Raw genomic sequence first — 26,202 nt, 5'->3', positions numbered from 1 at the left:
CCGAGCCGGAGGCTCAGAAGTCCATGTCACCGCCGGGCATGCCACCGGGAGCGGCAGCAGCGGCCTTCTCCGGCTTGTCGGCGATGACGGCCTCGGTGGTGAGGAACAGCGCGGCGATCGACGCGGCGTTCTGGAGCGCGGAGCGCGTCACCTTGGCCGGGTCGAGGATGCCCTCGGCGATCATGTCGACGTACTCGCCGCTGGCGGCGTTCAGGCCGTGACCCGGGGTCAGGTTGCGGACCTTCTCCACCACGACGCCGCCTTCGAGACCGGCGTTGACGGCGATCTGCTTGAGCGGGGCCTCCAGGGCCAGCTTGACGGCGGCGGCACCGGTGGCCTCGTCGCCCTCCAGCTCCAGCTTGTCGAAGACGGCGGACGCCTGGAGCAGGGCCACGCCACCACCGGCGACGATGCCCTCCTCGACGGCGGCCTTCGCGTTGCGGACGGCGTCCTCGATGCGGTGCTTGCGCTCCTTGAGCTCCACCTCGGTGGCGGCACCGGCCTTGATGACGGCCACGCCGCCGGCGAGCTTCGCCAGGCGCTCCTGGAGCTTCTCGCGGTCGTAGTCCGAGTCGGAGTTCTCGATCTCGGCGCGGATCTGGTTCACGCGACCGGCGACCTGGTCGGTGTCACCGGCACCGTCGACGATGGTGGTCTCGTCCTTGGTGATGACGACCTTGCGGGCGCGGCCCAGGAGGTCCAGGGTCGCGTTCTCCAGCTTGAGGCCGACCTCCTCGGAGATGACCTCGCCGCCGGTCAGGATGGCGATGTCGCCGAGCATGGCCTTGCGGCGGTCGCCGAAGCCCGGGGCCTTGACGGCGACGGACTTGAAGGTGCCGCGGATCTTGTTGACGACCAGGGTCGACAGGGCCTCGCCCTCGACGTCCTCGGCGATGATCAGCAGCGGCTTGCCGGACTGCATGACCTTCTCCAGCAGCGGCAGCAGGTCCTTGACGTTGCCGATCTTGGAGTTGGCGATCAGGATGTACGGGTCGTCCAGGGACGCCTCCATACGCTCCATGTCGGTGGCGAAGTACGCCGAGATGTAGCCCTTGTCGAAGCGCATGCCCTCGGTGAGTTCCAGCTCCAGACCGAAGGTCTGGGACTCCTCGACGGTGATGACGCCTTCCTTGCCGACCTTGTCCATCGCCTCGGCGATGAGGTCGCCGATCTGGGTGTCGGCGGCGGAGATGGAGGCGGTGGAGGCGATCTGCTCCTTGGTCTCCACGTCCTTGGCCTGCTCCAGCAGGGCGGCGGAGACGGCCTCGACGGCCTTCTCGATGCCGCGCTTGAGGGCCATCGGGTTGGCGCCCGCCGCGACGTTGCGCAGACCCTCGCGGACCAGCGCCTGGGCGAGGACGGTCGCGGTCGTCGTGCCGTCACCGGCGACGTCGTCCGTCTTCTTCGCGACCTCCTTGACCAGCTCGGCGCCGATCTTCTCGTAGGGGTCTTCGAGCTCGATCTCCTTGGCGATGGAGACACCATCGTTGGTGATCGTGGGGGCGCCCCACTTCTTCTCAAGGACGACGTTGCGGCCCTTGGGGCCGAGGGTGACCTTGACGGCGTCGGCGAGCTGGTTCATACCGCGCTCAAGGCCGCGCCGCGCCTCCTCGTCGAACGCGATGATCTTGGCCATGTGAAGTGGTCCTCCCGGACTGAAGGGGGTCCTACCCGCGCCCTTACGGCGTGGGAGCGGATGGTTCGGACCGCGCTGGCGCCCGCGACGGACGACCTGCGACACCGGGTGGAGGATGCCCCCGCCCGGTCCGCGGGCCTCACCGACCCGGTCCTTCGTAGCACTCTCACTCGTAGAGTGCTAACGCCAATGATTAGCACTCGACCGGTGCGAGTGCAAGCGGCTTGCCCTTGCGAGATACCGCCGCCATCGCTTCCGTGCAGGTCAGGGCGGTTCGGCCAACCGAAGCACGACCGGGGCGCGACCGAATGCGGGAACGGTGCCGCCGGGGCGCGGGGGCGCGACAGGGGGCGGGCGGGGGCGGACAGTACGGAGGGTCCGCACCCTGTGGGGTGCGGACCCTCCGGAACGTCGCAGCCAGTCGACGCCGGCGTCAGACGGCCAAACGGACCATGTCGGCCTGCGGCCCCTTCTGACCCTGCGAAATCTCGAACTCGACCCGCTGACCCTCTTCGAGGGTGCGGTACCCGTCCATCTGGATGGCGCTGTAGTGGACGAAAACATCCGCACCACCGTCGACCGCGATGAAGCCGTAGCCCTTCTCCGCGTTGAACCACTTGACGGTGCCCTGAGCCATGCCTAACTCCCCTATTACTGGCCCTTGCACAGGACCGCACTTCGCGGGCCCGGGTCAGACCTCCACCCCCCAACGGTTGGGGGTGTGCGCCGGAACGCGTCGACCGCCGCTGAATGTATCTGTCCAACTGCCGTCTGCAACAGGTCAACTGGACGAGAAATCCGGGAGCGGCTGCTCGGAGAAACACGGATGACCGGCGCGAATTCAGGGCAACTCGGGCCGGTCAAATGTGATGAAAGGGCCAATTCGGTAATGCTCTTTGGCTGCTTCTTGTCGGCGCGCGGCTGAGAAGTCATATGTGTGAAGTACAAATGCGCGAGCCATTTCCCCAACCCTACCGCGTTCAATCCTCATGAATGACCCCCTCCGCTTCTCTTGCGGAGGGGGTCGAGGTGATGACGGAGCGTCAGCCCCGGCGGAGGCTCAGCCGCCGGCGACGGCCGGGATGATCGAGATGCCCGCGCCGTCCGGGGTGGCGGTGGCGAGGCCCTGCTCGAAGCGGACGTCGTCGTCGTTCACGTACACGTTGACGAAGCGGCGCAGCTTGCCCTGGTCGTCCAGGACCCGACCGGCGATGCCCGCGTGGTTCTTCTCCAGGTCGGCGATGACCTCGCTGAGGGTCGCCCCCTCGGCGGGAACCTCGGCCTGGCCGCCGGTGTACGTGCGCAGGATGGTCGGGATGCGAACGGTGACACTCATGAGAAGACCTTTCCGGTCGTTTCCGGAGAGAACCGGAGAGAAGTGGAGGGAAGGGCGGGGGGAGTTTCGCGACCTCCCGCCCCGGGGACGTCAGGGGGCGGGAGGGGGTGGCGGTTCAGTCGGTGGCGAGGCCCGCCGCACGGAAGGCGTCGAGGTTCGGCTTGATGGTCGCGGTGGGACGGGCCCGGTCGGCGACCGCGTCCAGGGTCTTGAGCCCGTCGCCGGTGTTGATGGCGACGGTGGTCAGCGTCGGGTCGAGCTGCCCGTTCTCGATGAGCTTCTTGGTGACGCCGAGGGTGACGCCGCCCGCGGTCTCCGCGAAGATGCCCTCGGTCCGGGCCAGCAGCGAGATCGCCTCGACGACCGCGGCGTCGTCCACGTCCTCCACCGCGCCGCCGGTGCGCCGGGCGATGTCGAGGACGTAGGGGCCGTCCGCCGGGTTGCCGATGGCCAGCGACTTGGCGATGGTGTCGGGCTTCTGCGGGCGGACCACGTCGTGGCCGGCCTTGAAGGCGGTGGAGACCGGGGAGCAGCCGGTGGCCTGGGCCCCGAAGATCTTGTAGGGCTTGTCGGCGACCAGCCCGAGCTTGATCAGCTCCTGGAGGCCCTTGTCGATCTTCGTGAGCTGGGAGCCCGAGGCGACGGGGATGACGATCTGGTCCGGGATCTCCCAGCCGAGCTGCTCGCAGATCTCGTACGCCAGGGTCTTGGAGCCCTCGCCGTAGTACGGGCGCAGGTTGACGTTGGTGAAGCCCCAGCCCTCGCCCAGCGGGTCGCCGATCAGTTCGGAGCAGAAACGATTCACATCGTCGTAGGTGCCCTCGATGGCGACGAGTTCGCCCCCGTAGACGGCGGCGGTGACGACCTTGGCCTGCTCCAGGTCGTGCGGGATGAAGACGCAGGAGCGCAGCCCCGCGCGGGCAGCGGCGGCGCCGACCGCGCCGGCGAGGTTGCCGGTGGAGGAGCAGGAGAGCGTGGTGTAGCCGAAGGCGCGGGCGGCCTCGACGGCCTGGGCGACGACCCGGTCCTTGAAGGAGTGCGTCGGGTTGCCGGAGTCGTCCTTGACGTACAGCCGGCCGGTGACGCCCAGCTCGCGGGCGAGGTTGTCGGCCTTGACGAGCTGCGTCCAGCCGGGGTTCAGGTTGGGCTTGCTGGCCACGTCGGCGGGGACGGGCAGCAGCGGGGCGTAGCGCCAGACGTTCTCGGGGCCGGACTCGATCTTCTTGCGGAGCCCCTCCGGGTCGCCGACCGGGAAGTCGTAGGCGACTTCGAGGGGCCCGAAACAGAGCTCGCAGGCGAAGATCGGGCCGAGTGCGAACCGCTCCCCGCACTCCCGGCAGGAGAGTGCCGCGGCGGGACCCAGGTCCACGGTGGTGGTGTCGGTGGTGGACGCGGCGGTCTGAACAGCCATGGTGGCGAGGCCCTCTCTCCTCATCTTCCCCGTGACGCGTTTCGTCACGAGACGGAATTGGCACCTTCCCGAGTCGGGAGCCTCGCGGGCCGTCCACCGTGATCGACGTGATCGTTCGGCGGCGGCGACGAGAACCGACTGGAGGGTTGCCGGGGCTTCAACGGGCCGTGTCCCTCTGCCCCTCTGGATGAGCGGTATGCGGTTGTCAGCGCTGCGGACCCGACGTGCGGCGGCCGTGCGCGTTGCTCAAGACTGTAACCGAAGGCCAGGACGGTTGAGATAGCCGTCCGCACCGCGAGATGGGTCACAGTAGGGAGCCACTGACCGTGCTGGAAGAGGTCGAGTCCTGGTTGAGCAGGCGTTCCTGGTCCGTGGCGGACCGTCCGCCGCACCAGCTCGTCGCGGCGAAACGGGCCTCGGGGTCCACGGTCAGTGTGGTGCTGCCCGCGCTGGACGAACAGGAGACGGTCGGCCAGATCGTGTCCGTGATACGCACCGAGCTGATGGCCGGACCGACGCCCCTGGTCGACGAGCTGGTGGTGGTCGACTCCGGCTCCACGGACCGGACGGCGGAGGTGGCCGGGGCGGCCGGGGCACGGGTGGAGCACCGGGACGCGATCCTGCCGCGGCTGCCCGCGCTGCCCGGCAAGGGCGAGGTGCTGTGGCGGTCGCTGCTGGTCACCCGGGGGGACGTGGTCTGCTTCGTGGACGCGGACCTGCGCGAGTTCTCGGCGGACTTCGTCCGCGGCATCCTCGGCCCGCTGCTCACCGAGCCGGACGTGCACTTCGTGAAGGCGATGTACGACCGGCCGTTCGGCGGCGCCCCCGCCGCGGGGGCGGGGCAGGGCGGCCGGGTCACCGAACTGCTGGCCCGCCCGGTGCTCAACATGCACTGGCCGCGGCTGGCCGGATTCGTCCAGCCGCTGGGCGGGGAGTACGCGGCCCGGCGCTCGCTGCTGGAACGGCTGCCGTTCCCGGTGGGGTACGGGGTGGAGCTGGGGCTGCTGGTGGACGCCCTGCACAGCGTGGGGTTGGACGCCCTGGCGCAGGTGGACGTGGGGGTGCGCCGGCACCGGCACCAGGACGGCCAGGCGCTGGGCCGGATGGCGGCGGCGGTCTACCGGACGGCGCAGTTGCGGCTGGCCCGGGACCATCTGCTGTGGCCCGAGCTGACCCAGTTCGAGCGGGGCGCGCGGGGCTTCGAGCCGCGGACGTACCCGGTGGACACGGAGGAGCGTCCACCGATGGCCTCGGTGGCGGAGTACGCGGCGCGACGGGTGGCGTGAGGGGCGGTGGCGCGGGGCCACCGGAGCGGGACGAGCGGCCGGATGCGGACCCCCGCGCCTCCTGCGGGTGCGGTGAGCGCGTGCGGTGATCGGGGCACGGGGCGGTGCGGACCGCGTGGCGCGCGGGCGCCCGTTCGGACCGCCGCCTAGATTGTCAGCTCGTGCGTGGATTCTTCAGTATTTTTCGCATTTTTAGGTTCTTCTCCACCGGGGCGGGTAAGGGGCACAGTGGTGGCGTCCGACGGCGCGCCGTGTGGACGGCAGGGGTTCTCGCGGCATCGGTGCTCACCGTGACGTCGGCTCCGGCCGCGTATCCGGTGGGCCTCCCCCGTGCGGGCGCCACCGTCGTCGTCCCCCCGGCGACCGAGGGGCGCACGGTGCAGCGCCGGGCCCCCGACCCGGAGTTCTCGCCCCATCTGTACGCGGGTCTGGCGCTCTCGCTGGGCGCGGTCGGCGGGCTGCTGGTGGCGACGGTGCGCAGCAAGACGGGTGCCCGCGGCGGCCGGGCGGGCCCGGGTTTGGGGGCCGACGAGGTGGGCGAGGTATCGCCGTATGGCTTCTTCCGAAGGTGAGCAGGGCGCCGGCATCCTGGTCGCGTCGAACCGCGGCCCGGTGAGCTTCGCGGTGGGCGAGGGCGGTGCGCTCACCGCCCGGCGGGGCGGCGGCGGGCTGGTGTCCGGGCTGTCCGCGATCGGGCCGGACGCCGATGCGGTCTGGGTGTGCGCGGCCCTCGGCGACGGCGACCGGGAGGCGGTCCGCCGCACGGGCGGCGTCCTCGATCCCGCGGACACCGGCGGTCAGCGGGTGCGCATGCTGGACGTCCCGCCGGACGTGTTCGCGGACGCCTACAACGGCATCGCCAACTCCGTGCTGTGGTTCGTCCACCACATGCTGTACCAGACCCCGCTGGAGCCGGTGTTCGACGCCGGGTTCCGGGTGCGGTGGGCCGCCTACGAGGAGTACAACGCCGCCTTCGCCCGGGCCCTGGCCGAGGAGGCCGCCGAGGGTGCGGCGGTGCTGGTGCAGGACTACCACCTGGCGCTGGTCCCGGGGCTGCTCCGGGAGCTCCGCCCGGACCTGCGGATCGGCCACTTCTCGCACACCCCGTGGGCCCCGGTGGACTACTTCCGGCTGCTCCCCGACGACGTGGCCGAGCAGCTGCTGCGGGGCGTCCTGGGCGCCGACCGGGCCGCGTTCCTCACCCGCCGGTGGGCGGACGCGTTCACCGCCTGCTGCGAGGCGATCACCGGCGGCACCGGCTCCACCCGGATCGGGGTGCACGGCCTCGGTGCGGACGCCGACTTCCTGCGCGAACGGGCCCACCGCGCCGACGTCGAGGAGCGGATGGCGGTGCTGCGCGGACAGATCGGCACCGCCCCGGACGGCAGCGCCCGCCGCACGATCGTCCGCGTCGACCGCACCGAACTCTCCAAGAACATCGTGCGCGGGCTGCTCGCCTACCGGGACCTGCTGGAGCGCCGCCCCGAGTGGCGGGGCCGGGTGGTGCACGTGGCGTTCGCCTACCCCTCGCGGCAGGACCTCGCGGTCTACCGCGACTACACGGCCGAGGTGTCCCGGCTGGCGCAGGAGATCAACACCGCCTACGGCGAACCGGGTTGGACGCCGGTGGTGCTGCACGTGGAGGACGACTTCGCCCGCTCGCTGGCCGCGTACCGGCTGGCGGACGTGGCACTGGTGAACCCGGTGCGGGACGGGATGAACCTGGTGGCGAAGGAGGTCCCGGTGGTCTCCGACCGGGGCTGCGTGCTGGTGCTGTCCCGGGAGGCGGGCGCCTTCGAGGAGCTCGGGGAGCACGCGCTGACCGTCAACCCGTACGACGTCACCGCCACCGCGGACGCCCTGCACACCGCGCTGACCCTGCCCGAGGCGGAGCGCGCCGAGCGGACCGAGCGCCTCGCCGCGGCGGCCACCGCGCTCCCCCCGGCCCGCTGGTTCCTCGACCAACTGCGGGCCCTGGACGCCTGATCCGCCCCGGGGCCGGCGGTCAGCCCCGTCCGTCGACCGCCGCGGCGAGGGCGGCCAACAGGGCGACCACGCCCGCCGGGCCGTCCACCACCAGGTCGGCGCGGTCGGCGAGTTCGGTGACCTCGCCGCTGCCGCTGCACACCAGCAGCCCGGGCACGCCCTCGGTGCGCAGGGCGGCCACCGCGGCGAAGGCGGGCAGGTCGCCGAGGTCGTCACCGGCGTAGAGCACCGCACGGGCGCCGCTCTCCCGTACGTACGCGGTGAGCGCCACGCCCTTGTCGACGCCCGGGGGGCGCAGCTCCAGCACCATCCGGCCCGGTTCCACGACCAGCCCGTGCCGGTCGGCGAGCTCGGCCAGGGGGGCGCGCAGGGCCTGGAACGCGCCCTGCGGGTCGGCGGCGCGGCGGGTGTGGACGGCGACCGCGTGCCCCTTGTCCTCGGTCCAGGTGCCGGGGTGGTCCCCGGCCGCGGCCAGCACCCCGGGCAGTTCGGCGCGGACCGCCGCGACGCCCGGGTGCGGGGGCGGGGCGGTGAGCGTGCCGGTGGCGGCGTCCCAGCGTTCGGCGCCGTAGTGGCCGAGGACGGTGAGGCGGTCGAGGCCCGGGGCGCCGTCGAACCCGCCCGCCCGCACGGCGACCGCGGCGGGCCGTCCGGTGACCACGGCGATCCCCCGCAGCCGGGGCGCGAGGGCGCCCAGCGCGGGCAGTGCGCCGGCGTGGGCGCGGGCTCGCTCGGGGTCGTCGACGATGGGGGCGAGGGTGCCGTCGAAGTCCAGCGCCGCCACCGCGTGCGCGGGGTCGGCGAGGAGGGCGGCCAGGGCCTCGCGGCCCTGGGGGGTGGTCGGCTCGGGCACGGAGTCACGAGGGCTTCCCATGGCTTCGAGCCTAACGTCACACCAGCCGCCACCCGCCGCACTCCGGCCCGGGACGCCCCCGCGTCCGGCTCCGCGCCGCGCCCCAGCGGGCCGGCCTCCGCCACGCCGGCAGCCCTCGCCGTCGGCGGAGGTCGGCTCAGGACCCCGCCGTCTCCTCACCCCCGCTGTTCGCCGCCGCCATGGTGATCAGCTTCTCCGCGGGCAGCCGCAGTCGGACCGTGCCGGAGACGACCGTCTCCGGGCCCGCGGGCGAGCGGACGGTGAGCAGTCCCAGCGGGGTCTCCACCCGGTGGAGGTAGCTCCCGCCCACGTAGTGGTGGTCGACCGGGGTGCCGGTCACCAGGTTCTCCCCGGCCGCTCCCGTACCGGCCCCGCCGCCGTCGGTCTCGAACACGATGTCGTCGGGCCGGATGCCGAGGGTCAGTCCGCTGCCCACGGGGTGGACGCCGGGGCCGGTCCGCAACCGCAGCCCGCCCACGGTGACCTCCAGGCCGCCCGGGTCCGAGGCGGTCACCGCAGCCGCCCGGACGAGGTTCATGCGGTCCAGGAAGTCGGCCACGAACTCCGACACGGGGGCCGTGTACAGCTCCTCCGGGGGACCTTCCTGGACGATGCCCCCGCCCTCCATGAGGCCGACCCGGTCCGCGAGCATCATGGCCTCCTCCTGGTCGTGGGTGACGAGCAGGCAGGTGACGCCGGTGCGCCGGGAGAGTTCCTTCAGCTCCATCCGGAGGTCCATCCGGAGCCTCGCGTCCAGGTTGGAGAGCGGCTCGTCCATCAGCAGGACCCGGGGCCGCAGCGCCAGCGCCCGGGCCAGTGCGACCCGCTGCTGCTGGCCGCCCGAGAGCCGGGTCACCTTCCGGTCCGCCTGCTCGGTCAGCCGGAACAGCTCCAGCACCTCCTCGACCCGCGTGGCCGCCTCCTCCCGGCTCGTGCGGCGCACGCCCCGGCGCAGGGGGAAGGCGATGTTCTGTCGGATCGTCATGTGGGGCCAGAGCGCGTACGACTGGAACACCATGGCCTGGGGGCGCTCCTCGGGCCCCACCCAGACCGAGGGAGTACCGCCCGAGACCCGGCGTCCGTCGATGGTCACCACCCCGGAGTCCGGCTGCTCCAGGCCCGCCACGATGCGCAGCGTGGTGGTCTTTCCGCAGCCCGACGCCCCGAGCAGGACGTAGAACTCGCCCTCGGCGACGGAGAGCGAGACGCCGCGCAGCGCAGGGACCTGGCCTCGGCCCTGGGGGAAGGACTTCGTGACACTTTCGAGTTCGATCATGGTGGGACTCCTAGAAGGACTGGCGGCGGGCCACGCGGGTGAAGGCCACGAGCAGGACCGTGATCAGGCCGAGCTGGACCACCCCGAGGGCGGCCGACAGGCTCGTCTCGCCCGCCGAGCTGTAGCCGAAGATCCGGGTGGACATCACGTCCGTCCCGTCGCTCGACAGGATGAGCGTGATGGTCAGCTCACGGATGGTCAGCAGCGCCGTCCAGAACCAGGCGTAGGCGAGGCTGCCGCGCACCACGGGAAGGACGACCGACACGAAGGCGCGGCCTCGGCGGACGCCGGAGACGGCGGCCGCCTCCTCCAGTTCGCCGTGGACCTGGAGCATCGTTCCGTGCAGGGTGCGGTACGCGGTCGCCACGAATCGGCAGGCCACCACGAGGGCGAGGAAGGCCACGGTTCCGTAGAGCGGCAGCCACTGGTAGGAGGACAGGCCCACGTACACGAACGAAACCGCCATGACGATCGACGGGACCGCGAGCGTCATCATGATCAGCGCGTCGAGCCCGCGCCGGCCCCACACCTTGGTGCGGGTGACCAGCCAGGCGGCGCAGGCGGCGAACGCCACGGCGACCGTCGGCACCACCGCCACCATCAGGAGCGTGGTGGGCAGCACCTCGCCCAGGTCGTAGGACGCGTCGCGGTAGGCGTCCAGCGACAACTCCCCGAACGCCTCCAGGGACGGCGGCTGCAAATAGGGGACCAGTGAGGCCCAGACCAGTGTCAGTACCGGGAGGACGACGCCCACCAGGGCGTACAGCCCGATGAAGGCGTACCCGCCGACCCGGCCGGCCCGGGAGAGCGCGATGGGCTCGCGGGCGGCCCGTTTTCCGGTGACCGTGGCCAACTGCCCGGCCCGCCGGGTCGCCCGGTAGTAGGCGAACATGATCAGGCCGATCCCGAGCGCCATGCCGAGCCCGACGGCCGCCGCGTTGCCGTACTCGGGGGCGCCGGTGGTCCCCTGCGTGTACTGGTAGATCAGAGTGGACAGGACCGTGATCCGGGCGGGCATCCCGAGCATCCCCGCGTAGTCGAAGACCTCGACGGCGACGATGAAGAAGAACACCGACACCCCCGCGATCGCGGGCGCGGCGACCGGCAGCAGCAGTTGCAGGGCCGCCCGCCACCGGGGGATGCCGTGGACCGCCGCCGCCTCCTCGATGTTGACGTCGATCACCCGGAGCGTGGGCACGAGCATGAAGAAGGCGGGGCCGGCGAAGTCCAACCCCTGGAGCAGGATGATCCACTTCAGGGAGTAGACGTCGGTCAGCGGATCGCCTCCCGATCCCGCCCACCAGCTGTTGATGATCCCGTTGCTCGGGTTGAACATGAAGATGTAGCCGAGGGCCACGAGGAAGCCGGGGATCGCCGTCTTCGCGGCGGCGAGGAAGAGGATGACCGACTTCCCGCGCAGATCGGTCCGCGTGTACAGCCAGGCCAGCGGGACGGCGACGACCAACATCACGACCACGCTGCCGATGCCGAGCGCCAGGGTCCGCAGCAGCGTCCCCGCAAGGCCGTCGGAGGCGAGCACGGTGCGGAAGTTGTCGAGCGACAGGTCTCCGCCGCCGAAGCCCTCGCCCGGGCCGAAGGCCGCCCAGACGAGTCCGGCCAGGGGGATGACGAGCACGACGCACAGCAGGACGATCAGGACGCCGACCACGGCAAGCGGGGGGTCGATCCGCCGCCGGGAGCGGCGCCCCGGCGGGGGAGCGCCGGGCGGCGACGCTCCCCCGGGTGCGGTGCTCCGGCCGCCGGCGGCGGTACGGGTGGCGGCCGGAGCAGAGGTCTTCTCGGGCATCGCTACTTCCTCAGCAGGCCGGCGACCTGCTTGTTGACCTGCTCGTACTCGTTCATCCACCAGTCGGTGTCCGCGGTCATCACACCGCCCGCCTTCTGGGCCAGCGCGTGCAGATCGGTGCCGGGAGTGGTGTGACGGGGCCAGTCCAGGACCTCGTACGCCTGCTGGCGGCCCTGCTCGGTCGCATTGAGCCAGTAGAGGAAGAGTTGGGCGGCGGAGGCGTTCTTGGCGCCCTTGACGACGAGCCCTGCGCGCGGCACGACGGGCACCTTGACGGGCGCGTAGTCGACCGGCGCCTTGGCGGTGCGCTGGCGCTCGCCGATCCGGATCCCGTAGCCGACGGGGAACTCGCCGCTGCTGACCTGGGTGCGGATGGCGGTCGGCACCGAGGCGAGCGACACCCGGCCCTTCTCCAGCAGCCGGCGAACGAAGTCCAGCGTGGCGTCGGCGCCCAGGCCGGCGGCGAGCGGGCTGAACACGTCGGGCAGCCCGGAGGTGACGATCTTGCCGCGCCAGCGGTCGGAGAGCAGGTCGTCCAGGGTCCTCGGGGCGTCCTCGGCCTTGACGCTCTTGGTGTTGTAGAGCACCGTCCGGGCGATCTCGGCGACGACGATGCCGTGGTGGCCGGTCCAGACGTCGGTGGCGGCCACGCCTTCCATGGCGGCCCAGTCGACCGGGTGGACCAGGCCCCCGCCGCCGAGCTGCTTGACCACCAGGGGCGTGGTGGCGAACACGTCGATCGACGGGGCGACCTTCGCCTTCGCCTCCTGGACGAGCTTGTTGGCGAACGCCGGGTCGGGCTCGCCACCGACGAACTCGATCCCGAGGTCGACGCCGGTGTCGGCGCGCAGGGCCCGGGAGAGCTTGCGGGCATGGGCGGGGGTGCGGGAGTCGGTGCTGACGAAGACCCGCACTTTCCCCTCCTTCGCAGCCTCGTCGGCGAGCGGTCGGAGGGAGGAGGGCAGCGTACCGCCGGCCCCGGTACCGGACTTCGGTCCGGTCTTGCCGGAGCCGTCGCCGTCGCCGCAGGCGGTCAGCAGACCGGCGGCTCCCACTGCTGCCATGCCGTACAGAAGGGACCGCCGGTCGAGCGACGAGGAGCGCTTTCTCATGATCAATACCACCTTGCCGGGAGGATGGCCGGACGGTCCGGCCGGAAAGGGGGGCAGGGCACCGGGGCGTGGGGTGTCCGGCGGTGGGGGAACCGGCTGCGGGGGCCGGGAACTCTGTCGTGGTGCGAGGCCGGTTGCGGGCCCGAGGGGCGGGCCGGCTCCCGGCGCCGGACTGATGGCGGGCGGGAGTTGGTGACACGTGTACGGGCACGTGATCGCGCAGGATCGAGCCAGGGGGCGCCGGGCCCGGGCCGACGGTGGTGACCGCGCGCGGCGGGGGCCCGAGCACATGTGAAGGGAATGTGCCGTTTTGGGGGTGGGTGCCCCGCTCCTGGTGGCGGAGGCGGAGCCCGGAAGGTGCGGGGCGCGGCGGCCGTGCCCTCCGGGCCCGGCTCCCGCCGCGGGCTACGCCTCGACCGAGTTCAGGCGGGTGGACACGGTGTTGAACTCGCGGCAGCCCGACTCCGTCGCCGCGACCACGCCGCCGACGATCGCGCCCCGCCTGCCGAGCCTGGCGTCCGGCTGGAGCGAGAACGTCATGCCGGGCTCGATCTCGAAGTCGAAGAAGGGCTTCTCGTGTCCGTCGGCCAGGGGGTACGCGCCCGCGAACCCGGCGATGTGCTCCCGTACGCCGAGGCCCGAGCCACCACCGGAGAGCAGCGGGTTGAGCGAGGCGAACTGGGGGGTGAGATGCCACATCCCCGCCTCGGTCAGGGGTTCCTCCATCGCCGCGCACACCCCCGCGAAGGACGCGCCGGGCCGCACGGCGGCGACGCCGGCCTCGTAGGAGGCGCGGGCCGCCTCGGCGCAGCGCAGGGTCTCGGCCGGCGGGGTCCCCAGGGTGAAGCTCATGTTGACGTGGGTGTTCAGCTCGGCGTAGTTGGGGAAGATCTCGGCCCACACCATGTCCGAGCGCTCCAGCCGCCTCGCCGGCTCCGGGCGGGTCAGCCAAGTGGGCTCGCCCCAGGCGTAGTTGTCGAGACCCGTCTGGAAGAGCATCCAGGTGACCCGCATGCCCTTGCGCAGCATCGTCGCGACGCCCTCGGCGTACAGCGCCTTCTCGTCCACGCCGGGCGCGGCGAGCGCCATCATGGCCTCGATCGCCGCGTCCCCCGCCGCGGCGGCGGTGGCGAGGTGCTCCAGGTCCTGGTCGCTGCGCCGGGCCATGACCAGCCCGTAGTCGCGGGTGACGTCGAGGAGCGTGGCGTCCGGGAGCCGTTCGCCGATCGCGTCCCAGACGGACCGGGAGACCCAGCCGCCCGGGTAGAACGGTGATCCGTACCCGGCCCCGATCACGCCGAGTCGGCCGCTGCCGAGCCCCTTCTCCCGGGCTATCTCGGGCAGGAGCTCCGGCGCGGACCCCACGCGGATGTCATCGATCCAGGTCTCCAGGCCGCGCTCACGGGTGAGCAGGTTCTGCGCCGGGACCTGGGCGGCGAAGGCCACCATGACCGGCTCGCCGTGCCGGGGCACCACGTAGTGCTGGTAGCGGCGGTCGCGGAAGAGGTACTGGCCCGCGTCGTACCGGTCGCTCCGGTCGGCGCCGAAGACCAGCAGCCCGTCCAGGTCATGGGCGTCCATGAACTCCTGGGTGCGACGCATCCGAAAGGCGCGCTCGTCGTGCGGTGTCCCCTCGGAGGTCACAGTCGCTGATGTGTTTCGCGGGGCGGTCCCGGCGGTGGTCGGAGTCGGCACGGATGGCTCCCTTCGGGCCCCTCGGGAGGTCTCCCGCGCGGGGGACGGGGAGGGGCGTGGACTCAAGTCCTTGTGGTCGGCCGTCCGCCGGGCCGCAGGGGCGACGCGCTTGGCGCTGGAGGGCCCGTGATCCGGACGATCGATCTGTGTGCCGAGACCATAAACCCCACTCTCCCGAATCCACAATACTTAGACCAAAGAAGCTTTTATCTGAGATGTTTTCGCGGGCGAGCCGGACGGCACCGACCCTCGGAGGCGCGGCGCGACTCCCCCAGGGGCCGGGAGTCTGCGCAGGTGGCGGCCCCGGTCAGTCCAGGTCGCGCAGCCGCGCCTCAAGCTTCTTCAACAGCCCGGCGAGCTGCTCCCGCTCTTCGCCGCTGAGCGTCGCCAGCATCTCCCGCTCCCGCTCCAGGTGCTCGTCGATGACCCGGTCGATCAGGGCGAAGCCAGCCGGGGTCAGCTCGGCGTACACGCTCCGCCGGTCCTCCTCCGAGCGGATCCGCCTGATCAGCCCGTCCCGCTCCATCCGGTCGAGCCGCATCGTCATCCCGCCCGACGTCAGCAGGGACGACGACGCCAACTCCCGCGCGGTCTTGCGGTAGGGCGGGCCCATCCGTCGCAGGCTCGCCAACACGTCGAACATGGACTCGTTGATGGAGTGGCGGTCGTGCATCCGGTTCGACAGGTTGCGGACGAGCAGTCCGCAGCGGGTGACCCGCCCCACGACGTCGACACTGCTGGCGTCGAGCCCCGGCCGTTCGGTCCGCCATTCGGCGATGATCCGGTCCACTTCGTCGGGGCGGCCCTCAGGGGCCGGGCCCGCATCCCCAGGCTCCTGAGGTGCCGGTCGGGACAGTGCGGAACGCTTGGCGGTTCGCTGGCTCACGAGTACCCCTGCCTTCGGGTTGTGAGGGAAAGGCTGGGCGTGAAGAGTAACAGCCCTATGTATTGACGCTCTGAGATGCTTAGATCAAAGTAGTTATTCCCGTCCGGACCGGTACACAAGGGTCGTCGGCACCTACGACCAGGGAGGGGCGGTGCACCGCCCCTCCGGACGCGACCCGGCGGCTGCGCCGGCCACCCGGCGGGCGACCCGAGCCGGACGGACCACGGCCCGCCGACCCCCGGCAGCGGCCTTTCCGACCCGCCCGGTCGACTCGCCGAGCCGACCCCCGGGGCGAACCCGACACCGGAGGGCGGGCGCCGACCCACCGCCTCGGCGACCGAACCGACCCCACCCATCCGTCACCCCGCCCCGACCGAGCGGCCGACCCGGGCCGACGGAGAAGGCAAGGCGGACCCCGCACCGCACGTGCGGCCAACACGGTGACACGGGGCTGCGAGGGGGCGACTGCACGCCTCCCCGAGATGACGCACCGCAAGGGACATCTTGACTATAAGCCTCTCAGCTCTTAATAATTAAGCCCTGAGGTAAATGGAGGTGGGTCATGGAACAGCCGGTCGTGCGTTTGCACTCACTGCGCTCGGTGCAGCTGAAGGTGCCTGATCTGGCCGCTTGTACGGACTTCTACTCGGAGGTCTGGGGACTCTCGGTCGTCGAGCGCGACTCCGACGACACCTGGTTGCGGGGCACCGGCACGAACCACCACGTGCTCCAGCTCTCCCGTACGGAACGGAACGCGCTGGGCAGCATCAGCTTCGCCGTCCGCACCCGGGCCGAGGTCGACGAGGCCGGCCGCCGGCTCGTTGCCCGGGGCGTGCCGCTGCTGCGCGAGCCGGGCCCCCTCGACGCCGTCGGCGGTGGTTACGGGCTGGAGCTCGTCGACCCCGAGGGCCGCCGCATCGAACTGAGCTGCGAGGTGCACGCGGTCACCCCGCAGGGCCACGACGGGGCGGTGCCGACCGGTGTCACGCACGTCGTCCTCAACACCGTCGACATCGACGCGGCCGTCACCTTCTACACCGAGGTGCTCGGCATGCGGGTGTCGGACTGGTCGGAGCACCAGATGGCGTTCCTGCGCTGCAACGCCGACCACCACAGCATCGCCTTCAACCAGGCCGCATGGACCTCGGTCAACCACGTGGCGTACGAGATGCCGTCGATGGACCACTTCATGCGCGGCATCGGCTCGCTGAAGCACCACGGGATCACCCCCCTGTGGGGCCCCGGGCGGCACGGCCCGGGCAACAACACCTTCTCCTACTTCGCGGACCCGGCAGGGCTCGTGTGCGAGTACACCTCGGACGTCGCCCAGATCGTCGAGGACCAGTGGCTGTGCCGGGTCTGGCGCCGGGTACCGGAGCTGTCCGACCTGTGGGGCACCGCCGGTCCGCCCTCGCGCCAGGTGCGCAGCCACATGGCCGGCGTCGAGGACCGCGGAGCGTTCACGGGAACGGAGCAGAGCCGGTGACCCGCCCCGTGCCGAAACCGGTACGCGCCGCGGTCATCGGCGCCGGAGCGATCGGGACCACGGTGATCGGCGCCCTCAGGGCCGGGCGTCTGCCCGGAGTCGAGCCCGTCGGTTTCGTCAACGACCGTCGGACGGGCGACCTCGGCCTGCCGCAGATCAGTCTCGCCGAGGCGATGGAGCGGGCCGACGTGATCGTCGAATGCGCGGGGCGGACCGTGATCGCCCAGTCGGGCCCGACCATCCTCGACCACGGGGTCGACCTCCTGGTCACCTCGGTCGGTGCCCTCTGCGACCCCGAGGTCGCGGCGGCACTCGACGCGGCCGGCCCGGGACGCTACCTGATCACCTCGGGCGCCGTCGGCGGACTGGACATCCTCACGGCTGCCGCCGCCCAGGCACCGTTCGACAGGGTCAGCGTCACCACCGTCAAACTGCCCGAGACCCTCGTCCAGCCCTGGATGGACGAGGCCGCCGCCGACCGGCTGCGCCGCACTGCCGAGCCCGTCGAGATCTTCCGGGGCAATGCGGCCGAGGCCACCCGTCTCTTCCCCCGCTCGCTCAACGTCGCGGCGACCGTCGGCTGGGGCGTCGGCGACATCGGCCTGGTCGAGGTGCGGCTCCTCGGCGACCCGGAAGCCGCCCTGACCCGCCACGTCATCGAGGCCGAGGGCCCCTGCGGCAGCTACCGGTTCGAGATCGCCAACCTGCCCTCCGCACAGAACCCGCGCACCAGCGGCGTGGTCCCGCACGCGGTCCTCCGCTCGCTCGGCGTCCTGGTCGGGCAGCCCAGGGGGGTGATCTGATGGTCCCCGCCCACCGCACGGCCGGCGCCGGCCCGGGAATGCTCCTGCTGCACGGCATCGGCTCCTCGTCGGCCTCCTTCGCGCACCAACTGGACTCACTTGCCGAGGAGTTCACCCTGGTCGCCTGGGACGCTCCCGGCTACGCCGCCTCACCGGACCCGGCGGAGCCGGTCACGCTGGACGGGTACGTCACCGCCGCGGGGGCCGTCGCCCGTGCCGCACTGGGCCCGGACCCGTTCCACCTCGTCGGCGTCTCCTGGGGCGGGGTGATCGCGCTCCGGCTCGCCGCCACCCACCCGGAACTGGTGCGGTCCCTGACCGTGATCGGCGCCAGCCTCGGCTCGGGCACCGACCCCGCGCGCGCCCGGCAGATGCGCTCCCGGACCGCCGAACTGCGACGACTGGGCCCGCAGGCGTTCGCCCGCGCCCGCGCGCCCCGCCTCCTCGCACCCGACGCCCCGGCCGAACTGGTCGAGACCGCCACCCGCACGATGGCCGAGGCGATCCGGCTGCCGGGCTACGGGGAGGCCGCCGAGTCCATGGCGTCCGCCGACCTCACCGCCGACCTGCCCCGGATCAGCGCACCGACCCTCGTGCTCGCCGGCGAGCACGACACCGTCACCGGCCCGGAACGGGCCCGCGAGATCGCCGCCGGCATCCGCGGAGCCGTCCTGGCCACCATCCCCGGCGCCGGCCATCTGGCCAACCAGGAACAGCCGGACCGGGTCAACGACTGGCTGCGCCGGACGGCCCTCGCCGCCGCGCCCCGGCCACCCGCCACCACCCCGCCCGGTACACCCCTGACGCCACACCCGCGACACCCGTCGCCCCAAGGAAAGGAAACGCCATGACCCTGCACTACGAGGACGCCGACCTCGACGCGTTCACCGACTCCCTCATCCTCACCAGGGCCACCCGCCACGAGGACTGGGACACCCTCGGATTCCAAGCCAAGGCGGGCGCGCAGTTCGCCCGCGCCCAGATCAGGTACGTCGGCTCCGGCGCCACCGGAAACCACGAGACGGACCGCCGCACCATCGCCTCCCGCGGCTTCACGTTCTCCAACATGCTGCTGCCCCCCGGCGCCGAGGGCCCCGAGCACACGCACCACGACGCCGAGGAGGCGTTCTTCGTGCTCGAAGGGGAGGTCGAGGTCGGCATCCACCGGGACGGAAAGGTCGAGAAGCGCACCCTCGGCTACCGCGACATGATCGTCGTCCCCGCCGGAGTGCCGCGCAGCCTGAAGAACAACGGCGACACCAACGCCCTCTTCTGCGTGGTCATCGGCGCGCAGAAGCCGCAGATCCCCACCTACCCCGAGACCTCCGCCATGCACGGCGTCTCCCGGGACTGACCCGCGATGGACCTGCTGCTGAAGGACCGTACCTGTCTCGTCACCGGCGGCAGCTCCGGCGTCGGCGCGGCCACCGCGCGCCTGCTCCTGGCCTCCGGCGCCAGGGTGGTCACCTGCGGGCGCCGCGCCGACGCCCTCGCCGACGCCGCGGACCGGATCGCCGAACAGGCCGGGGCACCCCGCGAGAAGCTTCTGGCCCTGCCCTGCGACGTGCGCGACGCCGAGGCCGTCGCGGAGCTCGTCGAGGCCGCCACCGAACGCTTCGGCGGCCTCGACGGCGTGGTCAACAACGCCGGTCAGTCCCGGATGGCCGGCCTCGACACCGCCGGACCGGCCGAGTTCCGGGACGAACTGGACCTGAAGTTCAGCAGCGTGCTGCACGTCCTCGCCGCCACCCGGCCCTGGCTGGAGAGATCGCCCGCGGCCTCGGTGGTCAACGTGAACGCGGTGCTCGCCAAACAGCCCGAACCCCGGCTGGTGACCACCTCGGCGGCGCGCGCCGGACTGCTCAACCTGTCCAAGTCGATGGCGATCGAGTACGCCCCCCGGGGCATCCGGGTCAACTCGGTGTGCCTCGGACTGATCGACACCGGGCAGTGGCGCCGCCGCCACGCCGAAGCCGGGAGCGGAACCCCCTTCCCCGAGTGGGAGCGCGCCCTCGCCGAGGACCGGGGCATCGCCCTCGGCCGGTTCGGCACCGCCGACGAGGTCGCCGCGGCCATCGCCTTCCTGCTTTCGCCCAGGTCCTCGTACATCACCGGAGCGGCCCTCGACGTGTGCGGCGGCGTCTCGCGCGGACTCTTCTGAGAGCCGTCCTCCGTTCGGCCAGACAAGGAGCAATGACCCATGGCAACACCAACAGGGCACACGGGCGGTGACCTGCTCGTCGAGGTGCTCCGGCGCCATGGCGTGGACACCGTCTTCGGGATCGTGAGCGTGCACAACCTGCCCCTGGTCGAGGCAGTCGACCGGGAGCTGCGCTTCGTACCCGTCCGACACGAGGCGACCGCGGTCAACGCCGCCGACGGCTACGCCCGCGCCCGGGGCGGCCTCGGCTGCGCCCTCACCAGCACCGGCACCGGAGCCGGCAACGCGGCCGGCTCCCTCGTGGAGTCGCTCAGTGCCGGAACCTCCGTCCTCCACGTCACCGGCCAGGTGGACACCCCGTACCTGGGCTCGGGGCGCGGCTTCATCCACGAGACCAAGGACCAGCTCGGGATGCTGACGGCCGTCTCCCGGCACGCCGTCACCCTCACGGACCCGGAGAGCGCCGGAACCCTCCTGGAGGAGGCCGTCGCACGGGCCCTCGCCGCGCCGGGCGGGCCCTCCTCCGTCGAATGGCCCATCGACCTCCAGTACGCCACCCATCCGTTGCTCGGCCCCGCCGGCAGCACGCCCGCCCCCGGTGCCCCGCCCGAACCGGACGCCCTCGCCGCCGCCGCCGGCCTCCTCGCCGCCGCCGAACGGCCCGTCGTCTGGGCCGGCGGAGGCGTCGCGGACGCGGGCCCGGCCTTGCGCACCGTCGTCGAACTGCTGGGAGCCGGGCTGCTCACCAGCAACTCGGGCCGCGGCGCGGTCCCCGAGGACCACCCCCTGTGCGTCGGCAACTACGCGACGTCCCCCGGCGGCCGGGCACTGCTCGCCGAGGCCGACGTCCTGCTCAGCATCGGCACGCACTTCCGCTCCAACGAGACCGCCGACTACACCCTCGCCGTGCCCGCCGCGCACATCCAGGTCGACCTCGACCCGGCCGCCGTCGGCCGGGTGTACCCGGCGACCCACGGACTCGTCGCCGACTCGGACGCGTTCCTGACGGCGCTCGCCGCCGAACTCGCCGCGCTCGGCGCGGCACCGCGCGCCCCCTGGCCCGCACGCGTACGGGCCGCCCGCGAGGCGGTCCGCGAGCAGCAGCGCGCCGCACTCGGTGACCACACGGCCTTCCCCGACGCGCTCCGCAAGGTCCTGCCGCGCCGGGCCGTCATCGCCCGGGACGTCACCATCGCCTCCAGCTCCTGGGGCAACCGGCTGCTGGAGATCCACGATCCGCGGGACAACCTCTTCCCGCGCGGCGGCGGCATCGGCCAGGGCCTCGGCATGGCCATCGGAGCCGCCGCCGCACGGCCCGGGGAGCCCACGGTGTGCATCGCCGGGGACGGCGGCCTCGCGGTGCACTTCGGCGAACTGATGACCCTGGCCCAGGAAGCCCCCTGGCTGGTGCTCCTGGTCTTCGACGACGGCGGCTACGGGGTCCTGCGCAACATGCAGGACGGGCTCGGTCGGGCCCGGTCCGGCGTCGACCTGACCAGCCCGGACTACGCCGCCGTCTGCGGGGCCCTCGGCCTGGCCCACACGAGGATCACCGACCCCGCCTCCGTCACCTCGGCCCTGGACGACGCGGTCGGGCTGCGCCGCCCCGTCGTCGTCGAAGTCGACCTGGCGGCCTACCCGCCGATGCCCGCCCCCTTCACCCCGCCCGTCCACGTACCGGGAGCACCGTCTTGAACGCGACCGCCCCCGTCCCGGAACGGCTCGCCCCGCCCGGCCGCATCCTCGTCGGCGGCCAGTGGACCGAGGGCCGCGGCAGAGAACTCACCACCACCGACCCCGCCGACGGCGGCGTCCTCGCCACCTTCACGGGTGCGGCCCCGGAGGACGTCGACGAGGCAGTCCGGCTCGGCGAAGCGGCCCGCGCCGAACGGTCCTGGCGCGAGCTGCTCCCGCACCAGCGGGCCCGCCACCTCGCCCGCACCGCCGAGCTCATCGAGTCCCGCGCCGAACAACTCGCCCTGCTCCAGAGCCACGACAACGGCAAACCGATCGCCGAGACCCGGGCCCTCGTGGCGAGCGCCGCCGGCACCTTCCGGTACGTGGCCGCACTCCTGGAGACCCAGGAGGGGGCGATCCCGCCGTCCCGCGGAGAGCACCTCGCGTTCTCGGTCCACGAACCGATCGGGGTCGTGGGCGCGATCACCCCCTGGAACAGCCCGATCGCCTCGGACGCCCAGAAGGTCGCTCCCGCCCTCGCGGCCGGCAATGCGGTGGTCCTCAAGCCCGCCGCGTGGACCCCCCTGCTCTCCCTGGAACTCGGCGCGCTGCTCCTGGCGGCCGGGTTCCCCCCGGGCCTGGTCAGCGTCCTCCCCGGCCCCGGGGCCACCGTCGGGCAGCGCCTGGTCGAGCACCCCGGCGTCGGACACCTCTCCTTCACCGGCGGCACCGACACCGGCCGGCGCCTCGCCGCGACCGCCGCCGGGCTGCTCAAGACCACCTCGCTCGAACTCGGCGGCAAGTCCCCGACCATCGTGCTCCCCGACGCGGACCTCGACCTCGCCGTCAACGGAATCCTCTACGGGATCTTCAGCTCCCAGGGCCAGTCCTGCATCGCCGGCTCCCGCCTGTTCGTGCACGACGACGTGTACGAGGACGTGGTCGGCCGCGTCGCCGAACGCGCCGACCGGCTCCGGGTCGGCCACCCCCGCGCCGAGGACACCCAGCTCGGACCGCTGGTCACCGCCTCGCACCGCGCCTCGGTGGAGGAGTACGTCGCCTCGGGGCTGGCCGAGGGAGGAACCCTGCGGGCCGGCGGAAGCCGCCCCGACGACCCCGCGCTGACCGCCGGCAACTACCTCCGCCCCACCGTGCTGGAGGGCCTCGCCCCCGACGCCCGGGTGGTGCGCGAGGAGGTCTTCGGGCCGGTGCTGGTGGCACTGCGGTTCCGGGACGAGGGCGAACTGGTCGCGGCCGCCAACGACTCGCCGTACGGACTCGCCTGCGGGATCTGGACCCGGGACTTCCCCCGCGCCTGGCGCCTCGGCCGCGCGATCCACGCCGGCACCGTCTGGATCAACACCTACAAACAGCTCTCCGTCGCCACCCCCTTCGGCGGGGTCAAGGACAGCGGCTCCACACGCGAGAAGGGCCTCGGCGCCGTCCGCGCGTACCAGCGCCAGAAGAGCATCTACCTCGGCACCGGCGGCCCGCTCGCCTGGGCCGACTGAACGGGAAGCCAGAGATGAGTGTGCACATCGGTATCGTCGGAGGCGGCATCGGAGGTCTCGCCGCCGCCATCGCGCTGCGGTCCTGTGGCCATCGGGCCACGGTCTTCGAGCAGGCACCTGCCTTCGGCAGGGTCGGGGCGGACATCAACCTCACCCCCAACGCCGTCCGGGCACTGGACGAACTCGGCGTCGGCGACGCGCTCCGCGAGACCGCGGCCCGCCCCAGCCACCGGATCAGCCGCACCTGGGACACCGGTCAGGAGACCTCACGGCTGGAGATGAGCGACACCGCGGAACGGAAGTACGGCGCCCCCCAGCTCACCGTCCACCGCGCGGACCTGCTCACCGCGCTGGAATCCGCCCTGGACCCGGCGGTGATCCGCCTGGGGCACCGGCTCACCGCACTGGAACAGGAGGGAGACCGGGGCGTACGGCTGTCCTTCGCGGACCAACCGGCCGTCGAGGTGGACGCCGTGGTGGGAGCCGACGGCATCCACTCCGTGGTGCGGACCGCCCTCTTCGGGCAGGAGAGCCCCGACTTCACCGGGGTCGTCGCCTACCGGGCGGTCTTCCCCACCGACCGGCTGGACATCCCCGATCTCGGCGCCTTCACCAAGTGGTGGGGGCCCGATCCGGAGACACAGATCGTGACCTTCCCGCTCAACCGGGGCCGCGACACCTTCGTCTTCGCCACCACCCACCAGGACAGCTGGACCGAGGAGTCCTGGACCTCGCCGGGCGACGTCGTCGAACTGCGCTCCACGTACGAGCACTTCCACCCCGAGGCGCGCGCCCTCCTGGACGCCTGCGACTCGGTCCTCAAGTCGGCGCTCTACGTCCGGGACCCCCTGCCCCGTTGGTCCGTCGGCCGCGCGACCCTGCTCGGTGACGCCGCCCACCCCATGATGCCGTTCATGGCCCAGGGCGCCGGCATGGCGATCGAGGACGCCGTCGTCCTCGCCTGCGCCGTCGCCGAACAGCCCGGCGACCTCACCGCGGCCCTGGAGACCTACGAAACCGCTCGGATCGGGCGGACCAGCCGGGTCCAACTCGGATCGCGCGGAAACACCTGGCTGAAGTCCGGTGAGGACGCCGACTGGGTCTACGGCTACAACGCGTGGAAGGCCCTCCAGGTCTGAACGGTTCCGGGCCGGCCGACCGCGGCCGGCCCGGTACCACCGCATCGGAAGGCCGAGGGCGCAGCCACCCGAGGACGGGGCGGGACCGGTGCCGAACACGGGGGGCACCGGTCCCGCCCTCAGCCCGCTCGGCCGCAGCGCTCGGTGTCGATCTCGGCGAGCGTGGCCCCGGGGTAACGGGCCCCGTGGACGGTCCTGTCGTTCAGCACCCGTCCCGCCGCGGCGAGGGCCTCACCGGGCGGGTCCAGGTCGAGGACGGACAGGTTCTCCCGCAGGTGGCGTACCGAGCGGGTACCCGGAACGGCGACGACGTGAGGTCCCTGGGAGAGGACCCAGGCCAGGGCGAGCTGCGCCGGGGTCAGCCCGGCACCGTCGGCGATCCCCGCGACCTCGCTCCGCAGCCTCAGGTTGTTCGGGTAGTGGTGGGCGTCGAAGCGGGGCATGCCCCGGCGGATGTCGCCCGCGGGAAGGGTGCCGAAGTTCGGCGGCATCGAGGTGAGGAAGCCCCGCGCCAGGGGGCTGAAGGCCACCAGGGTGACGCCGAGTTCGCGGGTCGCCGCGAGCGTGCCCCGCTCGGGGTTGCGCGTCCAGAGGCTGTACTCGTTCTGTAGTGCGGCGATCGGGTGCACGGCGTGGGCCCGCCGCAGGGTCGCGGCGGAGACCTCGGACAGGCCCAGGGCGCGCACCTTCCCGGCCGTGACGAGCTCCGCCATCGCGCCGATGCTCTCCTCGACCGGCACCGTCCGGTCGAGCCGGTGCAGGTAGTAGAGGTCGATGACGTCGGTACGGAGCCGGGTCAGCGCCTCGTCGGCGGTGCGCCGGATGGTCGCCGGGCGTCCGTCGATCACCCGCCGCCCGTCGACTCCGGTCATCCCGCACTTGCTGGCCAGCACGACCCGGTCCCGGTGCCGGGCGAGGACCCGGCCCACCAGCTCCTCGTTGGCGCCGAAGCCGTACAGCGCGGCCGTGTCGAAGTGCGTCACGCCTTCGTCGAGGGCGGTCAGCAGCAGCCGCTCGGCGGCCTGTGGAGTCGGCGGGACGCCGTACGCGTGGCTCAGGTTCATGCAGCCCAGGCCGACGGCCGGGACCTCGAACGGGCCGATCCGGCGCGGGGCACGCCCCGCGCCGACGAGGATCGGCCCGGTCACGGGGCGCTGGCCGCGTTCAGCTGCTCCTCCAGGCCGGCCAGCGTGCGGTAGCAGGCGATCACCTGGGCGAGGGAGGAGTTCGGCTCGCGGCCCTCGCGGATCGCGGCGACGAACTCGCGGTCCTGGAGCTCGATGCCGTCCGTCGACACGTCGACGCCGCTCACGTCGATCGGCTCGTCCTTGCCGGTGAACAGGTCGTCGTACCGGGCGAGGTAGGTGCCGGTGTCGCCGATGTAGCGGAAGAACGTTCCCAGTGGCCCGTCGTTGTTGAACGACAACGACAGGGTGCACAGGGCGCCGTTCTCCGCCTGTAGCTGGATCGACATGTCCATCGCGATGCCCAACTCGGGGTGGATCGGGCCCTGGAGGGCGTTGGCCCGCACGATCGGCGAACCGGTCTGGTGGGCGAACAGGTCGACGGTGTGCGCGGCGTGGTGCCAGAGCAGGTGATCGGTCCAGGAGCGCGGCTCCCCGAGCGCGTTGAGGTTCTGCCGGCGGAAGAAGTACGTCTGCACGTCCATCTGCTGGACAGCGAACTCGCCGGCCTCGATCCGCCGTTTCACCCACTGGTGGCTGGGGTTGAAGCGGCGGGTGTGGCCCGCCATCGCGACGAGCCCGGTGAGCTGCTGGGCCGCCAGGCACGCCTCGGCGTCGGCGAGCGAGTCGGCGAGCGGGATCTCGACCTGGACGTGCTTGTTGGCCTCCAGGCAGGCCAGCGTCTGGGCGGCGTGCATCTGGGTGGGGGTGGCGAGGACGACGGCGTCGATGTCGTCCATCGCCAGCACCTCGTCCAGGGAGGCGACGGCGCGGCCGACGCCCTGCTCGGCGGCGAACTTCCGGGCGCGATCGAGGCTGCTGCTCACGACGGCGGCCACCTCCACGCCGTCGATCCGCTTCAGCGCGGCCGCGTGCTTGGCGCCGAAGGCACCGCCACCGGCCAGGGCGATCCGCAGGGACCGGTCGTCAGTCATG

The 26,202-nt window shown here is 72.4% G+C and carries 23 protein-coding genes and 1 riboswitch; of the genes, 11 read left to right on the top strand and 12 right to left on the bottom strand.

Annotated elements, in window-relative coordinates:
- Nucleotides 1-13: 13 nt before the first annotated feature.
- The 4 genes from groL to thrC form a co-directional block, all read right to left on the bottom strand.
- A complete protein-coding gene (gene groL / locus ACSMX9_RS16665; protein WP_351243527.1) occupies nt 14-1,636 on the bottom strand; it encodes a chaperonin GroEL in 1,623 nt (540 codons plus the stop codon).
- Between the two features lie 433 nt (nt 1,637-2,069).
- Complete coding sequence (locus tag ACSMX9_RS16660; protein ID WP_037910665.1) at nt 2,070-2,273, bottom strand: cold-shock protein; 204 nt, start codon at nt 2,271-2,273, stop codon at nt 2,070-2,072.
- Between the two features lie 423 nt (nt 2,274-2,696).
- A complete protein-coding gene (locus tag ACSMX9_RS16655) occupies nt 2,697-2,972 on the bottom strand; it encodes a MoaD/ThiS family protein (protein ID WP_351243525.1) in 276 nt (91 codons plus the stop codon).
- Nucleotides 2,973-3,087: 115 nt separating this feature from the next.
- Nucleotides 3,088-4,383 carry a threonine synthase gene (gene thrC / locus ACSMX9_RS16650; protein ID WP_445394894.1) on the bottom strand — a complete coding sequence of 432 codons (1,296 nt, stop codon included), beginning with the start codon at nt 4,381-4,383 and terminating at the stop codon, nt 3,088-3,090.
- Between the two features lie 17 nt (nt 4,384-4,400).
- A riboswitch (SAM riboswitch) is annotated at nt 4,401-4,577 on the bottom strand.
- A gap of 132 nt (nt 4,578-4,709) precedes the next feature.
- Between thrC and ACSMX9_RS16645 the strand changes: the two genes are divergently transcribed.
- The 3 genes from ACSMX9_RS16645 (at nt 4,710) to ACSMX9_RS16635 (ending at nt 7,655) form a co-directional block, all read left to right on the top strand.
- Nucleotides 4,710-5,669, top strand: a complete 960-nt coding sequence (locus tag ACSMX9_RS16645) for a glucosyl-3-phosphoglycerate synthase (RefSeq protein WP_445394893.1) — start codon at nt 4,710-4,712, stop codon at nt 5,667-5,669.
- A gap of 290 nt (nt 5,670-5,959) precedes the next feature.
- Entirely contained in the window at nt 5,960-6,241 is a 282-nt protein-coding gene (locus ACSMX9_RS16640; protein ID WP_366117256.1) for a hypothetical protein, read from the top strand.
- The gene (locus ACSMX9_RS16635) at nt 6,222-7,655 is read left to right on the top strand and encodes an alpha,alpha-trehalose-phosphate synthase (UDP-forming) (RefSeq protein ID WP_445394892.1); all 1,434 of its coding nucleotides are present in this window, start codon (nt 6,222-6,224) and stop codon (nt 7,653-7,655) included. Before ACSMX9_RS16640 ends, ACSMX9_RS16635 begins: the two co-directional genes overlap by 20 nt.
- 19 nt (nt 7,656-7,674) lie before the next feature.
- Here the strand turns inward: ACSMX9_RS16635 and otsB are convergent, their stop codons facing one another.
- From otsB to ACSMX9_RS16605, 6 genes are all read right to left on the bottom strand, one after another.
- Nucleotides 7,675-8,529, bottom strand: coding sequence for a trehalose-phosphatase (gene otsB, locus ACSMX9_RS16630; protein WP_445394891.1), 855 nt, complete (start codon nt 8,527-8,529; stop codon nt 7,675-7,677).
- 136 nt (nt 8,530-8,665) lie between these two features.
- Nucleotides 8,666-9,805: an ABC transporter ATP-binding protein gene (locus ACSMX9_RS16625; protein ID WP_445394890.1), complete on the bottom strand. Its 1,140-nt coding sequence runs from the start codon at nt 9,803-9,805 to the stop codon at nt 8,666-8,668.
- A 10-nt stretch (nt 9,806-9,815) separates the two neighbouring features.
- Nucleotides 9,816-11,612 carry an ABC transporter permease gene (locus ACSMX9_RS16620; RefSeq protein ID WP_445394889.1) on the bottom strand — a complete coding sequence of 599 codons (1,797 nt, stop codon included), beginning with the start codon at nt 11,610-11,612 and terminating at the stop codon, nt 9,816-9,818.
- A gap of 2 nt (nt 11,613-11,614) precedes the next feature.
- On the bottom strand, nt 11,615-12,724 hold the full coding sequence (locus ACSMX9_RS16615) for an ABC transporter substrate-binding protein (RefSeq protein WP_445394888.1): 1,110 nt from the start codon (nt 12,722-12,724) through the stop codon (nt 11,615-11,617).
- 405 nt (nt 12,725-13,129) lie between these two features.
- Nucleotides 13,130-14,326, bottom strand: coding sequence for a M24 family metallopeptidase (locus ACSMX9_RS16610; RefSeq protein ID WP_445394887.1), 1,197 nt, complete (start codon nt 14,324-14,326; stop codon nt 13,130-13,132).
- Nucleotides 14,327-14,726: 400 nt separating this feature from the next.
- Entirely contained in the window at nt 14,727-15,305 is a 579-nt protein-coding gene (locus ACSMX9_RS16605) for a MarR family winged helix-turn-helix transcriptional regulator (RefSeq protein WP_445394886.1), read from the bottom strand.
- A gap of 562 nt (nt 15,306-15,867) precedes the next feature.
- Between ACSMX9_RS16605 and ACSMX9_RS16600 the strand changes: the two genes are divergently transcribed.
- The 8 genes from ACSMX9_RS16600 to ACSMX9_RS16565 are packed head-to-tail and all read left to right on the top strand — an operon-like array spanning nt 15,868 to nt 24,082.
- Complete coding sequence (locus tag ACSMX9_RS16600; protein ID WP_445394885.1) at nt 15,868-16,791, top strand: VOC family protein; 924 nt, start codon at nt 15,868-15,870, stop codon at nt 16,789-16,791.
- On the top strand, nt 16,788-17,594 hold the full coding sequence (locus ACSMX9_RS16595) for an aspartate dehydrogenase domain-containing protein (protein ID WP_445394884.1): 807 nt from the start codon (nt 16,788-16,790) through the stop codon (nt 17,592-17,594). The genes ACSMX9_RS16600 and ACSMX9_RS16595 overlap by 4 nt, the downstream gene beginning before the upstream one ends.
- Nucleotides 17,594-18,445, top strand: coding sequence for an alpha/beta fold hydrolase (locus tag ACSMX9_RS16590; protein ID WP_445394883.1), 852 nt, complete (start codon nt 17,594-17,596; stop codon nt 18,443-18,445). Before ACSMX9_RS16595 ends, ACSMX9_RS16590 begins: the two co-directional genes overlap by 1 nt.
- Entirely contained in the window at nt 18,442-18,948 is a 507-nt protein-coding gene (locus ACSMX9_RS16585) for a cupin domain-containing protein (protein WP_351243497.1), read from the top strand. The genes ACSMX9_RS16590 and ACSMX9_RS16585 overlap by 4 nt, the downstream gene beginning before the upstream one ends.
- A gap of 6 nt (nt 18,949-18,954) precedes the next feature.
- Nucleotides 18,955-19,755 carry an SDR family oxidoreductase gene (locus ACSMX9_RS16580; RefSeq protein WP_445394882.1) on the top strand — a complete coding sequence of 267 codons (801 nt, stop codon included), beginning with the start codon at nt 18,955-18,957 and terminating at the stop codon, nt 19,753-19,755.
- Between the two features lie 39 nt (nt 19,756-19,794).
- Nucleotides 19,795-21,450 (top strand): thiamine pyrophosphate-binding protein, encoded by a 1,656-nt coding sequence (locus tag ACSMX9_RS16575; protein WP_445394881.1) that lies wholly within the window; start codon nt 19,795-19,797, stop codon nt 21,448-21,450.
- Nucleotides 21,447-22,943 carry an aldehyde dehydrogenase gene (locus tag ACSMX9_RS16570; RefSeq protein ID WP_445394880.1) on the top strand — a complete coding sequence of 499 codons (1,497 nt, stop codon included), beginning with the start codon at nt 21,447-21,449 and terminating at the stop codon, nt 22,941-22,943. The genes ACSMX9_RS16575 and ACSMX9_RS16570 overlap by 4 nt, the downstream gene beginning before the upstream one ends.
- 14 nt (nt 22,944-22,957) lie before the next feature.
- The gene (locus ACSMX9_RS16565; RefSeq protein ID WP_445394879.1) at nt 22,958-24,082 is read left to right on the top strand and encodes an FAD-dependent monooxygenase; all 1,125 of its coding nucleotides are present in this window, start codon (nt 22,958-22,960) and stop codon (nt 24,080-24,082) included.
- 119 nt (nt 24,083-24,201) lie between these two features.
- On the opposite strand, the gene ACSMX9_RS16560 is transcribed toward ACSMX9_RS16565, so the two are convergent.
- A complete protein-coding gene (locus ACSMX9_RS16560) occupies nt 24,202-25,230 on the bottom strand; it encodes an aldo/keto reductase (RefSeq protein WP_445394878.1) in 1,029 nt (342 codons plus the stop codon).
- Nucleotides 25,227-26,201, bottom strand: a complete 975-nt coding sequence (locus ACSMX9_RS16555; protein ID WP_445394877.1) for a Gfo/Idh/MocA family oxidoreductase — start codon at nt 26,199-26,201, stop codon at nt 25,227-25,229. Before ACSMX9_RS16555 ends, ACSMX9_RS16560 begins: the two co-directional genes overlap by 4 nt.
- Between the last annotated feature and the right edge of the window lies 1 nt (nt 26,202).

The organism is Streptomyces sp. LE64, from assembly GCF_052606915.1.
This window is presented reverse-complemented; position numbering and strand designations above follow the sequence as displayed.

Excerpts from the sequence above, each read along its gene's own strand:
- groL (WP_351243527.1), bottom strand. The coding sequence starts at position 1,636 with ATGGCCAAGATCATCGCGTTCGACGAGGAGGCGCGGCGCGGCCTTGAG.
- ACSMX9_RS16660 (WP_037910665.1), bottom strand. The coding sequence starts at position 2,273 with ATGGCTCAGGGCACCGTCAAGTGGTTCAACGCGGAGAAGGGCTACGGC.
- ACSMX9_RS16655 (WP_351243525.1), bottom strand. The coding sequence starts at position 2,972 with ATGAGTGTCACCGTTCGCATCCCGACCATCCTGCGCACGTACACCGGC.
- thrC (WP_445394894.1), bottom strand. The coding sequence starts at position 4,383 with ATGGCTGTTCAGACCGCCGCGTCCACCACCGACACCACCACCGTGGAC.
- ACSMX9_RS16635 (WP_445394892.1), top strand. The coding sequence starts at position 6,222 with ATGGCTTCTTCCGAAGGTGAGCAGGGCGCCGGCATCCTGGTCGCGTCG.
- otsB (WP_445394891.1), bottom strand. The coding sequence starts at position 8,529 with ATGGGAAGCCCTCGTGACTCCGTGCCCGAGCCGACCACCCCCCAGGGC.
- ACSMX9_RS16625 (WP_445394890.1), bottom strand. The coding sequence starts at position 9,805 with ATGATCGAACTCGAAAGTGTCACGAAGTCCTTCCCCCAGGGCCGAGGC.
- ACSMX9_RS16620 (WP_445394889.1), bottom strand. The coding sequence starts at position 11,612 with ATGCCCGAGAAGACCTCTGCTCCGGCCGCCACCCGTACCGCCGCCGGC.
- ACSMX9_RS16615 (WP_445394888.1), bottom strand. The coding sequence starts at position 12,724 with ATGAGAAAGCGCTCCTCGTCGCTCGACCGGCGGTCCCTTCTGTACGGC.
- ACSMX9_RS16610 (WP_445394887.1), bottom strand. The coding sequence starts at position 14,326 with ATGCGTCGCACCCAGGAGTTCATGGACGCCCATGACCTGGACGGGCTG.
- ACSMX9_RS16600 (WP_445394885.1), top strand. The coding sequence starts at position 15,868 with ATGGAACAGCCGGTCGTGCGTTTGCACTCACTGCGCTCGGTGCAGCTG.
- ACSMX9_RS16590 (WP_445394883.1), top strand. The coding sequence starts at position 17,594 with ATGGTCCCCGCCCACCGCACGGCCGGCGCCGGCCCGGGAATGCTCCTG.
- ACSMX9_RS16585 (WP_351243497.1), top strand. The coding sequence starts at position 18,442 with ATGACCCTGCACTACGAGGACGCCGACCTCGACGCGTTCACCGACTCC.
- ACSMX9_RS16580 (WP_445394882.1), top strand. The coding sequence starts at position 18,955 with ATGGACCTGCTGCTGAAGGACCGTACCTGTCTCGTCACCGGCGGCAGC.
- ACSMX9_RS16575 (WP_445394881.1), top strand. The coding sequence starts at position 19,795 with ATGGCAACACCAACAGGGCACACGGGCGGTGACCTGCTCGTCGAGGTG.
- ACSMX9_RS16565 (WP_445394879.1), top strand. The coding sequence starts at position 22,958 with ATGAGTGTGCACATCGGTATCGTCGGAGGCGGCATCGGAGGTCTCGCC.
- ACSMX9_RS16555 (WP_445394877.1), bottom strand. The coding sequence starts at position 26,201 with ATGACTGACGACCGGTCCCTGCGGATCGCCCTGGCCGGTGGCGGTGCC.